At 70.8% G+C, this 13238-nt stretch carries 9 protein-coding genes; 1 reads left to right on the top strand and 8 read right to left on the bottom strand.

Annotated features, from left to right (window positions below; genetic code table 11):
• Positions 1–216: 216 nt before the first annotated feature.
• From ACQP00_RS24690 to ACQP00_RS24660, 7 genes are all read right to left on the bottom strand, one after another.
• Complete coding sequence (locus ACQP00_RS24690) at positions 217–1926, bottom strand: glycoside hydrolase family 13 protein (RefSeq protein WP_433222889.1); 1710 nt, start codon at positions 1924–1926, stop codon at positions 217–219.
• A gap of 28 nt (positions 1927–1954) precedes the next feature.
• Complete coding sequence (locus tag ACQP00_RS24685; RefSeq protein WP_433222887.1) at positions 1955–4867, bottom strand: CBM35 domain-containing protein; 2913 nt, start codon at positions 4865–4867, stop codon at positions 1955–1957.
• 14 nt (positions 4868–4881) lie between these two features.
• Complete coding sequence (locus ACQP00_RS24680) at positions 4882–7236, bottom strand: choice-of-anchor D domain-containing protein (RefSeq protein ID WP_433222885.1); 2355 nt, start codon at positions 7234–7236, stop codon at positions 4882–4884.
• Positions 7237–7244: 8 nt separating this feature from the next.
• The gene (locus tag ACQP00_RS24675) at positions 7245–8114 is read right to left on the bottom strand and encodes a carbohydrate ABC transporter permease (protein WP_433222883.1); all 870 of its coding nucleotides are present in this window, start codon (positions 8112–8114) and stop codon (positions 7245–7247) included.
• Positions 8115–8124: 10 nt separating this feature from the next.
• The gene (locus ACQP00_RS24670) at positions 8125–9063 is read right to left on the bottom strand and encodes a carbohydrate ABC transporter permease (protein WP_433222881.1); all 939 of its coding nucleotides are present in this window, start codon (positions 9061–9063) and stop codon (positions 8125–8127) included.
• The gene (locus tag ACQP00_RS24665; protein WP_433222879.1) at positions 9064–10434 is read right to left on the bottom strand and encodes an extracellular solute-binding protein; all 1371 of its coding nucleotides are present in this window, start codon (positions 10432–10434) and stop codon (positions 9064–9066) included. It abuts the gene before it with no gap.
• Between the two features lie 312 nt (positions 10435–10746).
• A complete protein-coding gene (locus tag ACQP00_RS24660; RefSeq protein WP_433223973.1) occupies positions 10747–11007 on the bottom strand; it encodes a DUF4235 domain-containing protein in 261 nt (86 codons plus the stop codon).
• Between the two features lie 106 nt (positions 11008–11113).
• Here ACQP00_RS24660 and ACQP00_RS24655 point away from each other — a divergent pair, with 106 nt between their 5' ends.
• A complete protein-coding gene (locus ACQP00_RS24655) occupies positions 11114–12400 on the top strand; it encodes a cytochrome P450 (RefSeq protein ID WP_433222877.1) in 1287 nt (428 codons plus the stop codon).
• Here ACQP00_RS24655 and ACQP00_RS24650 read toward each other — a convergent pair.
• Positions 12397–13230, bottom strand: a complete 834-nt coding sequence (locus ACQP00_RS24650) for a glucose 1-dehydrogenase (protein WP_433222875.1) — start codon at positions 13228–13230, stop codon at positions 12397–12399. The genes ACQP00_RS24655 and ACQP00_RS24650 overlap by 4 nt on opposite strands.
• Positions 13231–13238: the final 8 nt, after the last annotated feature.

The following is a 13238-nucleotide window of genomic DNA, read 5'->3' as shown; positions in this document are numbered from 1 at the left end:
CGGGCGCTTGCCGAAACGCGCGGAAACGCGGTAAAACCGGCGGCAAGGTTTCTGGGCGCTTGCCGAAACGCGCGGAAACGCGGCAACACCGGCGGCAAGGTTTCCCGGCGCTTGCCGAAACGCGCGGAAACGCGGCAACACCGACGGCAAGGTTTCCGGGCGCTTGCCCAAGCGCCCGGAAACTCACGGCAACAACCGGCAACTACGCGGCTGGAGTCAGACGGCCAGCCAGGCGCAACCATCGGCCGGCAGCAGCCCGTCGACAACGGGCTCGCTGGACAGCAACACCGCGGCATGCTCCGGCAACCGGGCCGGCGCGGCGGTGAAGTTCACGACGCAAGCGAAGCCGTCGCCACGCCGGAAGGACAGGACGCCGTCGTCGCTGGTGAGCCAGGTGATCTCCTCCGGAAGCGAGACCAACCGGGCGTTGCGGAGGGCCAGCGCCGCACGGTACAAGTGCAGCATTGACGAGGCATCGGCTTCCTGCGCCTCGACCGTCAAAGCCGCCCACGACGCCGGCTGAGGCAACCACGGCTCCTGCGAACTCGGCAAAGACGACGAGCCCGGCGACGACAAGCCGGCCGAAGACGAAGAGTCCGCCGAAGACGAAGAGTCCGCCGAAGACGACAAACTCGGCGAAGACGACGAGCCCGGCGACGAGAAGCCGAACGGCGAAGCGTCCCCCGACCAAGGCAAGGGCACCCGGCACCCGTCCCGCCCGCGGTCCGTGTGGGACGACCGCTCCCAAGTCGGGTCCTGAATGCGATCGAGCGGAATATCCTCCACTTCGGACAGTCCAAGCTCGTCACCCTGGTAGACGTACACGCCGCCAGGCAGGGCAAGGGTCAGCATCGCCGCCGCCCGGGCCCGCCGGACGCCAAGAACCGGGTCCGTGAACGCGCCATGCCGGCGGTTGCCCAGGTCGAAGGTGGTGTCCTCGCGACCGTAGCGGGTCACGTGCCGGATGGTGTCGTGATTGGACAGCACCCACGTCGGCGGCGCCCCGACCAGGCGATGCGTGTCCAGCGTGTCGTCGATCGTCTTGCGGATCGCGTTCGGCTCCCACGCGCAGCACAGGAATTCGAAGTTGAACGCGGAGTGCAGCTCGTCCGGGCGAAGGTACCGCACGAACTGCGCCGTCGTCGGCAACCATACCTCGCCCACGAACACGCGCGGGTCCTCGTAGCTGTCGGCGATCGCGCGCCAGGCGCGGTAGATCTCGTGGACGCCGTCGTGGTCCTGGTAGGGCAGGTCGGCCGGGTCCGGGGCCGCGCCCACGTCCGGCAGGCCCGGGGTTTTCATGAGGCCGTGCGCGACGTCGATGCGGAAGCCGTCCACGCCGCGGTCGAACCAGAAGCGCAGCACGTCCTCGAACTCGGCTCGGACGCCGGGGTGCTCCCAGTTCAGTTCGGGCTGCTGCGGGGCGAACATGTGCAGGTACCATTCGCCGTCGGGCAGGCGGGTCCAGGCCGGGCCGCCGAAGTAGGACGTCCAGTCGTTGGGCGGGAGTTCGCCGTCGGCGCCGCGGCCGGGGCTGAACCAGAAGCGGGCGCGGGCCGGGTCGCCGGGCGGCGCGGCGAGCGCCGCCCGGAACCACGGATGGGCGTCGGAGCAGTGGTTGGGCACGAGGTCCACGAGCACCCGCAGGCCCTGCTCGTGCGCCTCGGCCAGGAACCGCTCGGCGTCGGCGAGGGTGCCGAAGAGCGGGTCGATGTCGCGGTAGTCGGCGACGTCGTAGCCGCCGTCCGCCATCGGGGAGACGTTCCACGGCGTCAGCCAGAGCGCGTCGACGCCCAGGTCCCTCAGGTACGGCAGCCGCGCCCGCAGGCCGGCGAGGTCGCCCACGCCGTCCCCGTTGCCGTCGGCGAAGCTGCGCAGGTAGATCTGGTAGATGGCGGCGGTGCGCCACCAGCCGTTCGAACGCATGGAGCGTCTCCCCAGTGGTTGTACGGGTTTACCAGCCCGAGTTGCCCGGGCCGCGGGTGATCGAGTAGCCGCCCGGGTTGTTGAGCCCGCCGGAGGCGGCGCCGGTGACGGTCACGTAGTTGGCGGTCATCGCGCCGGTGACGTTGTAGACGTCGATGCCCCAGGTGCCGGCGCCGCTGACGGTCACGTGGTCCAGCAGCAGGTTGCCGATGCGGTGGCCGTAGCTGAGCAGCACCGCCTGATAGGTGCTGTCCAGGATGGTGGTGTCGGTGACGGTCACCGGCGTGGTGATGTCGGACTGGTCGGCGTAGATCCACAGCGCGCCGAGGTTCGACGCCCAGTTCGGCTCGTAGCCGCCGGTGCGGGTCAGGGTGTTGCGGGCGACCGTGGTCGGGCCGCTGAACGGGATGCCGAACCTGCTGCTGACCGCGATCCCGGCCGCGCCGGTCACCGTGTCGGACAGCAGGTTGTCGGCGACGACGTTGCCGTTGCCGCCGTAGATGCCGACCGCGTTGGCCAGCAGCGGCGTCTGGACGGTGTTGAAGGTGTACTTCGAGTTCGTCACCGCATGCGTCTGCGAGAACATCGCCAGGGCGTCGTCGCCGGTGTTGCGCACCGCCGACTGGTCGATCCGGGTGTTCTGCACGACGCCGTCGCGGGAGTTGAGGTTCACCCCGTCGGCGAACGTGTTCCCGATCCGGATCGCGGCCGCGTAGAGCCCGTCGGTGCCGGCGGAGATCCACATGCCGGTCTTGGTGTGCTCGATCCGCACGTCGAACAGCAGCGAGCCGGTGCCGAAGTTGCCCTCGATGCCGGTGTCGAAGTTCGTGTCGTCGCGGTAGGTGACGTCGCCGGACATCGTCAGGTCGGCGATGGTGACGCCGGAGCCGGTCGCGAAGAAACCGCCCTTGCCGTTGCGGCCCTTGATCGTGCTGTACCACTGCCCGGCGCCCCGGATCGCCACGCCCTGCACGTTGATCCGGCCGGTGATGTCGAACGTCCCGGCCGGGATCCACACGCCCTTGCCGGCCGCACGCGCGGCGGAGATCGCGTTGCCGAGCGCGCCGGTGTCGTCCGAGCCGTCGCCGGACGTGGCCCCGTAGGACGTGACCGACACGAAGTTGGCCGGCATGGTGTACGCCGCCGCGACCTGCTCGGCGTCGACCACGTCGATGGTGTAGGAGCCGGCGGTGTCGCTCGCGTCCTTCTGCAGCTTCAGGACCGTGCCGGCCGGGAAGTCGCCGATGGTCGCGCGAATCTCGTCGAAGAAGTGGTGGGCCGAGCCCTGCGACGGGACGTTCGTGTACGGGTAGGCGCCGTACACCCACGAGTACCGCGAGGTCAGCGTGATGTCCTTGACGTGCGTGCCGTTCGCGTACAGCGAGATCGGCGCGCTCGCCCCCGCCCCGTCCGCCGAGTCGGGGATCGAGTAGCGGATGGTCAGCGCGTTGGCCGGCTTGCTCAGCGTGAACTGCACGTACTGGCCGGTCGCGGTGAGCTGGACCGCCGAGCGGCCGGTGGCCTCGCTGGCCATCGTCAGGTAGGTGCGGCTCGCCGCGAGCTTGGCGCCGTTGGTGGCCGCGTCCGCCGCCCGGTACTCGGTGTACGGCATCGTCGCCCCGCGGGACGCCAGCGCCAGCCCGCCGTCAACGGTGATGACATCGACGTTGACCCCGCCGTTGTCCCCGCTGTCGACCTGCCAGCCGATGAGGTTGACGCCCGCGCGGAGGGTCACCGTCTGCGTGGCGGTCAGCCACCCGCTGCCGGCCGGCAGGCTCACCTGGCCGATCTTGATCCCGTTGACGTACTGCGACAACGTCCGCGAGGCACCCGCCGCGTTGCCGTAGCGGAGCCCGACCTGGCGCGCACCGGCGGCCGGGGCGTTCACGGTCACGATGACCCGCGCGCCGACACCCGTGAAGCCGGTGAGGTACCCGCTGCCGCTGTAACCGCCGGTGCTCGTCGCCACACTCGGCCCGCTCGAGAAGAACGCGGCCTCGGCCTCGTAGGAACGGCCGGACCCGGTCGGCGGCGGCGAGGTGGAGGACGTGGGAGAGGCGGACGGCGAAGGCGAAGCCGCCGCACCCACGGAGAGGTTGTCGAGGTTGACGTTGCCGGAGTCGGTGGCGTCGAACCGGTACGCGACCGTGTTCGACGCCCCCGTCAGCGACACGCTCTCGGTCGCCGTCCCCCACGTGTCCCAGTTCGCCGTCGCCGGCAGGCTGATCTGCCGCAGCCGAGCGCCGTTGACATACAGCGACAACGTGCGGGCGGACCCGGTCCCGTTCGCGTACCGCAGCGTCAGCGACGACGTCGCCGGCACCGTGAACGTGGTGGCCGCGGTGCCCTTGTTGCCGTCGGTGTACCCGCCGACGAACCCGGTCCCGGTGTACCCGGAGTGGTCGCTCGCCACCGCGGCGCCCCCGGACAGCACGGCGTTCTCCGCCTCGAGTCCACTCGAGGCCGCCGACGACACGGTGAGGCTGTCGAGGTTCACGTTGCCGGAGTCGGCGCTGTCGAACCGGTACGCGACCGTGTTCGACGCGCCGGTCAGCGAGACGTTCTCGGTCGCGGTCCCCCACGTGTCCCAGTTGGCGGTGGCCGCGAGGGTGATCTGGCGGAGCCGCACCCCGCCGACATACAGCGAGAGCGTCTTCGGCGAGCCGGTCCCGTTGGCGTAGCGCAGGGCGAGCTGGTTGCCGGCCTGGACCGTGAACGTGGTGGCGGCCGCGCCCTTGTTGCCGTCGGTGTACCCGCCGACGAAGCCGGCGCCGGTGTATCCACTGTGGTCGGTCGCGACCGCGGCGCCGCCGGACAGGGCGGCCGACTCGGCCTGGTAGGTGGCGGTGGCCGCGTCGGCGGGACGGGCGGCGAGGGCGATGGCGGCGCCCCCGAGCACCACGGCGATGGCGGCCGCCGCGGTGATCAATCGTCGATGCATGGAACAAACCCCCTCTAGTGGGCGTAGACCTCGAGCTCCGACAGCTGCGCCGCCGGCCACCCGGTGTTGCCGGTGAACGTCAGCGTCAGCGTCCGGAGCGCCGTGGCCGGAAAGGTGATGGAAACCGCGTTGCCGGTGTCGGGGTCGAGCGTGTAGTCGGTCGCGGGCACGAGGCCGGAGACGGCGATGGTCTCCGTCCGCGCGCCCCAGTTCGCCGGCAGCTTCAGCACCAGCCGGGAAACGGTCTGCTGGGAGCCGAGGTCCAACGTGACGGTCTGCGGGAACGCGTTGTTGGCCGACTCGAAGTAGGTGCCCGGGTCCCCGTCGATGAGGTTCGCCGGCCCGGTCCAGGACAGCGCCTGCGAGCTGGACGTGATCTGCTGCCCGAGCGCCAGGTTCCCGTCCGGGTCGAACCCGACACCGCGCACCGCGACCACGTACGGCCCGGCCGGCGAAGTGGTGTCGACCATGATCCGCTCGGCGAAGACCCCGGCGTGGTCCGGGTCGAACGTGACCGTCACGGTGCACGACCCACCGGCCGGAATCGTCGCGCACGCCGACGAGACCGCGTACCCGGCCGGCGCCCGCAGCGCGTTGACGGCGATCGGCGCCGGCCCCGGGTTGGTGATGGTGAACGACTTCGTCCCGGCCGTGTGCAGCGCCTGGTTGCCGAAGTCGAGGCTGTCCGCGCTCAGCCGCAGCGCCCCCGCCGGCGGGAATCCGCACCGCGTGCCCGTCCACCCGAGGTTCCCCGCGCCGCGGTCGAGGACGAAACCCGAGCCGCAGTCGTACCGCCCGGCCGCACCCAGCCCCGCCGCGACGACCCACGACAGGCGGGCCGACCCGGGCGCCTGCAGCTGCAGCGCGAACGTCCCGGCCCGCACGATCGCGACCCGGTCGAGGCGCACGTTGTCGATGCGCTGCCCGAAGAATTGCACCGCCGCGAACGGGCTGTCCACGATGGACACGTCATGCACGTCGACCGCACCGGTCATCGGCGCGTCGGCGGCGTAGAACCACAGCGCCCCGATCTCCTCCGGCGGGTTCGGCACCAGGTTCCCGGCCCGCAGGATCACGTTGCGCGCGATGGTGGTGGTGCCGGCGAGCGGCACGGCGCCGAACCGGTTGCCGGCGTGGATGCCGCCGCCCTGGGTGACGGTGTCGGCGGCCACGCTGTCGGTGACCGCGTTGTCCCGCCCGCCGTAGATGGCGAACGCGTTGGCGAGCAGCGGCGCGATCACGGTGTCGTGCACGAACGCGTTGTCGTGGTCGGCGTTGCCGTCCGACCACATGGCCAGCCCGTCGTCGCCGGTGTTGCGCACGAACGTGTCCCGGATGACGGTGTGCGCGACCCCGTTGTGCAGGTTCACGCCGTCGGCCATCGTGTCCTGGATGCGGGCGTGGCTGACGGTCAGCCCGTCGCTGGGCCCGTCGAACCACATGCCGACCTTGGTGTGCTCGATCCACACGTTGTCCACGGTGGACCCGCCACCCATGGTGCCGCCGAGCCCGCTGTCCGATGTGGAGTCGTCGCGCACGACGGTGTCCCCGGCGATCGCGAAATCCGCGAGGTGCACGGCCGCGGTGCCGGCCCCGAACACGCCCACGCCGGCCCCGCGCAGCACGGTGTGCCACGGCCCGGCGCCCCGCAGCGTCACGTTGTTGACGGTCAGGTGCTGCTGGACCCGGAACACCCCGGCCGGAAGCCACACGCCGCGGCCCTGCTGCGCTCCGGCGTCGAGCGCGGCCTGGATCGCCGCCCCGGAGTCGGCCGCGCCGCTCGGATCGGCGCCGAAGTCCACCGCGCTCAGGAACCCGGCCGGGCGGGCGGACGGGCCGCCGGCGAGCTCGAAGTCGGCCAGGTCGAGCACGACCGGCGCGGTGGCCGTGAACCGCACCTTCGACCCGGCGGGCAGCGTCCGGCCGAGCAGCGCGTGCACGTCGTCGAAGTAGTGGTGCGGCCCGCCGTCGGCCGGGTCGTTCGTGTACGGGAAGTTGCCGTACACGTGCGACCACCGCGCGGTCAGCGGCAGCTCCACGCCGGTGGAGACGCGCAGCTTCGAGTCGGGGCTGCCGTCGGGTACCGAATAGCGCACATTGACCGCGTCGGCCTTGGACTTCAGCGTGAACTCGACCCACTGCCCGGCCCGCAGGCTGACCGCGCGCCGCCCGGAGGCCTCGGCGGCGAGCTGCGTGAAGGCGAACGAGGGCCCGACCCGGCCGCCGTTCGACGCGGCGGACTCGGCCTCATAGGTGGTGAACGGGACGTCGGCGCCGGGCTTTTCGACAACCGAAGCGGAGGCGGAGGCCGGCGTGGGGTACAGAATGATGGCAGCGACAATCGCCGCCGCGAGCATGCGACGTGACATCAGCAGATTCAGCCCTTCAGGCTGCCGGTGGTGAGGCCGGACATGATGTTCTTCTGGAAGATGAGGAAGAACACGACGGTCGGCACGGCGGCGATGACCGCGCCGGCGATGACGACGTTCTGGGTGAGACCCTGCGAGAAGGCGTAGATGCCGACGTTGACCGTCCGGGTGTCCTGTGACGGCTCCACCAGCAGCGGCCACAGGAAGTCCTTCCAGATGGCGGTGAGCGAGAAGATGGACACCACGCCGAGGATCGGCCGGGAGATCGGCAGCACGATCGACCACAGGGTGCGCAGGGGTCCGGCGCCGTCGATCGCGGCCGCGGCCATGAGGTCCGCGGGTATCGAGTCGAAGAACCGCTTGAGCAGGAAGATGTTGAAGGCGTTGGTGACCGCCGGCAGCCAGATCGCCCACGGGGTGTCGATGAGGTTCCAGTGCAGCAGCGGCAGGTCGATGGCGGTGACGTACTGCGGGATCACCAGCACCGTCGACGGGATCATCAGCGTGGCCAGCATCAGGCCCAGGAACACGTTGCCGAAGGCCGGGCGCAGCTTGGAGAACGCGTAGGCCGCGGCCACGTCGAAGACCAGCTGGAAGACGAGCGCGCCGAACGCGTACCAGACGGTGTTGAGCAGCAGCCGCCCGAGGCTCAGGGCGGTCCATGCCTCGGCGTAGTTGCCGGGCTGGGGGTCGTGCGGGAACAGCGTCGGCGGGATCTGCGCGACCTCCGGGCCGCTCTTGAGCGCGCCGGTGACCATCCAGTACAGCGGGCCGATGAACACGACGGTGAACAGGACGATGACGAGCGCGACGACGAGCCAGTAGACGCGGCGGGCACCGGGGCGCTGCAGCCGGGCGGTGGAAATCAGGGTGCGCATCTGGTACCGCCTAATCCTGCTTCGGGCTCAGTCGCGCGTAGGCGACGGAGAATCCGGCCAGCACGACCATGAGCATCACGCCGAGCGCGGCGGCGCCGTTGAGGTCGTTCTGCTTGAACGCGTGCTGGTACATCAGGTAGACCACCGACGTCGCCGAGTCCTCCACACCGGCGCCGCCGGCCAGGATCAGCGGCTCGATGAAGACCTGCATGGTGGCCACCACCTGCAGCAGGAACATCAGCGACAGGATCAGCCGGGTCTGCGGCACCGTGACGTGCCAGAGCCTGCGCAGCAGTCCGGCCCCGTCGAGCTCCGCCGCCTCGTAGAGCTCGCCGGGGATGTTCTGCAGCGCCGCGAGGTACACGAGAATCGAACTTCCGACATTCATCCACGTGGACGCGATGACGAGCGAGGGCTGGGTCATCGCCGTGGACTGCACCCACTGTGACGTGGGCAGGTGCAGGGTGTGCAGGAGGTAGTTGAAGATGCCGGACTCGCCCGGGTCGTAGGCCCAGCGGAACAGCAGCAGCGCCGAGGCGGGCGGCAGCATCACCGGCAGGTAGACCAGGGCCCGCAGGTAGCCGCGGGCGTGGCGCAGCTCGTTGAGCAGCACCGCGATGAGGAACGGCAGCGCGTAGCCGATGACGAGGGCGAGCACCGTGAACATCGCGGTGTTGCGCCAGGCGGCGGCGAAGCTGGGGTCGTGCCACAGCCGGACGTAGTTGTCCCAGCCGACCCAGGTGGTGACCCCGCGCCGGGTGCGCTGGAAGCTCATCACGATCTCGCGCACCATCGGGTACCACGAGAAGAACGCGAAGCACACCACCGCCCCGGCGAGGAAGCCGTGCCCGGTCAGGTTGTGCACCAGGCGGCGTTGCCGGATGCCCCGGGCCTTCGGGACGGCGCGGGCCGGTCGCACCGCGCCGTCGAGCCGGACCGCGCCGTCCACTCAGGACTCCTGGGACAGGATCGTGTTGACCTTCTGCTCGGCGGTGGCCAGCAGCGCGTTGATGTCGGCGCCGGGCTGGGTGAGCACGGCGGACATCGCGGCGTCGAGCACGGCGTAGATCGCCTGGGCCCGCGGCGGCTCGGCCTTGATGGTGAGCGGGCTGTTCGCGTACGGCGCGTAGTCGGCCAGGTTCAGGTTGCTGTTGGCCTTCTTGAGCTCGTCGTCCTGCTTCTGCACGTCCGAGCCGGGCTTCCAGATGAGCGGCTCGGGCAGGCCGACGGGGACGCCCATGCCCTTCTGGGCCACGTAGTTGAACTGGCCCTGGCCGGGCGTGAACTCCTCGAAGGCGAGCCACTGCAGGCCGGCCTTGATCTGGGCCGGGGTGAGGCCCTTCTTGAAGAAGTACCCGCTGCCGCCGCCGAGGGTGGACTTGGCCGGGCCGTTGTCGCCGGGCATCGGGCCGATCGCCCAGTCCTCGTACTGGCCCTTGAACTGGGTCACGATGGTCTTGATGGTGTCGGGCGCGCCGACGTACATGCCGACCTTGCCGGCCCCGGCGTTGGTGAGCAGGTCGGCCCACTGCAGCAGCTGCTTCTCCCCGACGCTGTTGTCGGTGAAGCGCATGTCCTTGAGCTGCTGGAGCACCGCCTTGCCCTCGGTGGTGTTGAAGGCGGCCTTCTTGCCGTCCTCGCTGACCACGGAGCCGCCGCGGGAGTACAGGGCGGCGGAGAAGTGCCAGCCGCCGGTGTTGCCCGCGCTGTACTCCTGGTAGCCCGCGATGCCGTTGCCCAGCGCGCCGATCTTCTTGGCCGCCGCGGCGACCTCCTGCCAGGTGGCCGGCGGCTTGTTCGGGTCGAGGCCGGCCTGCTGGAACAGCTTCTTGTTGATCACGAGGCCGAGGCCGTAGCCGGCGTAGCCGATGCCGTAGAGCTTGCCGTCCTCGATGAACGGGTCCTTGATCGCCGGCAGCACGTTGTCCCAGTTCGGGATCGTCTCGGCGGTCACGTACTTGGTGATGTCCTCGACCGCGTTGGCGTCGAGCACCTGGTCGAGGTCGGTCATGTAGCCGTAGAAGACGTCGGCCTGGGTGCCGCCCTGCAGCCGGGCGGTGAAGTCCGGCGGGTTGTTGCACTGGCTGCCGACCGAGATGGTCTTGACGGTGACGCCGGGGTGCGCCTTCTGGAAGGCGGCGACATCGTCGTTCCACAGCTGCAGCGACTTGCCGTCGTTGTCGGTCTTCTGCGGCGGGCAGTCGACCGTGATGGTCGTCGGCCCCCCGGCGGCGGCGTCGTCCTTGCTGTCACCGCACGCGGCGAGCGCGGCGGCCCCGAGCGCGACGACGAGCGCCACCCGGACTGCTTTTATCGACATCGATCTATCCCTTCAGGCGGACGGGATGCGGGAGAGGAATGTGTTTCGTCTTGGTGTCGGGAACAGTACGACCGCATGTGGCAGAAGTCCAGCGTTTGTTGCAAAAACTCGACTTCAAAGACGGCCTTCTCCGAGGCTTGCCAACGCGTTTGTCCAGGCAGTTCGCCCTCGGCCCAAATCGCGGCGCAATTTCGAGCAGCAATTCCGGTCGCTATCCCCTGCAATTCTTGACGCCAAGATCGCAACCGCTTGCAAGGCACACAAAAGCGCCCCGGCCGCGTGCTGCGGCCGGGGCGCTGGTGCCGTCCTGGATCAGCCGGGCCAGTACCCGGTGGCGCGCCGCACGCCGACGGCCCCGGCGCGGTCGACCGCCGCCTTGACCACCGCGAAGATCGCGCCCTGCAGCGCGGCCGCGGCCAGGATCTCGCCCCAGCCGCGGTCCTCGTCGGTCGCGTTGGGCGCGTCGTCGTCACGCCCGGCGACCTTCCACACCTGCTTGAAGACGAGGCCGGCCACCATGCCCGCCCCGGCGCCGAGCAGAATCCCGACCGGCTTGTACGCCAGCTTCGCCATCCGCCCGCTCATGTGTCCCTCCCGATGTCTCATCGACCGGTTTCCCGGCCCGCGGACCGGTCAAACGCCCTGTTTCCCCCTTCCGGGTACGGGTAGCCGCAACGGCATGCCGAACCGGTTGGGAATCGCCGACACCGTGCGCTGCGCCGGGCTCGTCCTCGCGCCGATGCTCGCCCAGGGCGTGATCCGCCGCCGCGACCGGGTGGTCCGCCTGGCCGAGCGCCTCGACCTGGACCGGCGCGGCGCCCGGGTCCTGGGCGAGCTGCGGGACCGGCACGGCGACGGCCCGCTGCGCCTGGCCGTCCCGGGCCGCTCGGTCGCGGTCGTGCTCAGCGCCGACGGCGTGCGGCGGGTGCTGACCGGGACGCCGGAGCCGTTCTCTCCGGCCACCACCGAGAAGGTCGCCGCGCTGCGCCACTTCCAGCCGCACGGCGTGCTGATCTCGACCGGCGCCGTGCGCGAGGAGCGCCGCCGGTTCAACGAGGCCGTCCTGGACACCGGGGCCGAGCTGCACCACGCGGTCGCCGGCCCGCTCGCCGAGATCGTCCACGACGAGGTCAAGCGCCTCGATCCCGGCCGTCTGCTCGTGTACCGCACGTTCGAGGCGATGTTCAACCGCATCGTGCGCCGGATCGTGCTCGGCGCGGCGGCCCGCGACGACACCGGCGTCACCGCCGAGCTGAACCGGCTGCGGGCCGCCGCCAACTGGGCCTATCTGCGCCCGCGCGACGAGCAGCTGCGCGGGCGGTTCCAGCGGCGGATCGAGGCGTACGTGGCCCGGGCCGAGCCGGGCAGCCTGGCGGGGGCGCTGGCGGTGGCGCTGGCCGGGGCGCCGGCCGGCACCCCGGCCACGGCCGGCCTCGACCCGGCCGGGCAGATCCCGCACTGGCTGTTCGCCTACGACGCGGCCGGCATCACCGCGTTCCGCACCCTGGCCCTGCTCGGCTCCGACCCGGACCGCCAGGCGACCGCGACCCGCGACGAGGCCCCGGTCCTGCCGTTCCTGCGCGCCTGTGTCCACGACACCGTCCGGCTGTGGCCGACCACCCTCGTCGTCCTGCGCGAGTCCACAGTGGACACCGACTGGCCCGACGGCACACTACCGGCCGGGACCTCGTTCGTGCTGCCGAGCTCGTACTTCCACCGGTCGGACAACGACGCGTTCACCCCGGAGTCCTGGCTGTCCGGCGCGGCCCAGGACAGCTGGTCGACGTTCCCGTTCAGCGCCGGCCCGGGTGTGTGCCCGGGCCGCAACCTCGTGCTGCTGACCACGAGCACCCTGATCGCGGCGCTGCTGGACCGCTTCGCCCCGCTGCGCACCGTGCACCCGCTGCGCGCCCCGCTCCCCCGCACCCTGGACCACTCGAAGCTGCGGATCGAGCTGCGGGCCTAGAGAATCGGCTTGCCGCCGGTGACCGGGACGATCGCGCCGGAGATGTAGCTGCCCTCGTCGGAGGCGAGCAGGACGTAGGCCGGGGCGACCTCGGCGGGCTGGCCCGGCCGGCCCAGCGGGGTGTTCTTGCCGAACTCCTCGACCTGCTCCGGCGGCATCGTGGACGGGATCAGCGGGGTCCAGATCGGGCCGGGCGCCACGGCGTTCACGCGGATGCCGCGGTCGCCGAGCATCTGGGCCAGGCCGGCGGTGAAGTTCGCGATGGCGCCCTTCGTCGTCGCGTACGGCAGCAGCGTGGGCTTCGGCTGGTCGTAGTTCACCGAGCTGGTGTTGATGATCGCCGAGCCCTGGGGCAGGTTGGGCAGGGCCGCCTTGACGAGCCGGAACATGGCGTGGATGTTGATCTCGAAGGTGCGGGTCCACTCCTCGTCGGAGATGTCCTCGACGCTCTCGTGGGTCATCTGGTACGCCGCGTTGTTCACCAGCACGTCGATGCGCCCGAACTCCTCGACCGCCCGGCGCACCACCGTCTGGCAGGTGGCCAGGTCGGCCAGGTCGCCGGGGACGAGCACGGCCTTGCGGCCCGCCTCCTCCACGAGCTTGGCCGTCTCGCGGGCGTCCTCGTGCTCGTCGAGGTACGAGATGAGCACGTCGGCCCCCTCGCGGGCGAAGGCGATGGCCACGGCCCGGCCGATGCCGCTGTCGCCGCCGGTCACCACGGTCGCCTTGCCCACCAGGCGGCCGCTGCCGCGGTAGGACTCCTCACCGTGGTCGGGCTTGGTCGCCATCGCGCCGATGGTGCCGGGGGGCTGCTGCTGAGGTTCAGACATGGGCGGCC

The sequence above is a fragment of the Dactylosporangium sp. CS-047395 genome (assembly GCF_050942185.1).
Lineage (GTDB): Bacteria > Actinomycetota > Actinomycetes > Mycobacteriales > Micromonosporaceae > Dactylosporangium.
The sequence above is the reverse complement of the archived record's forward strand: the minus strand, read 5'-3'. Positions and strand labels throughout refer to the sequence as shown.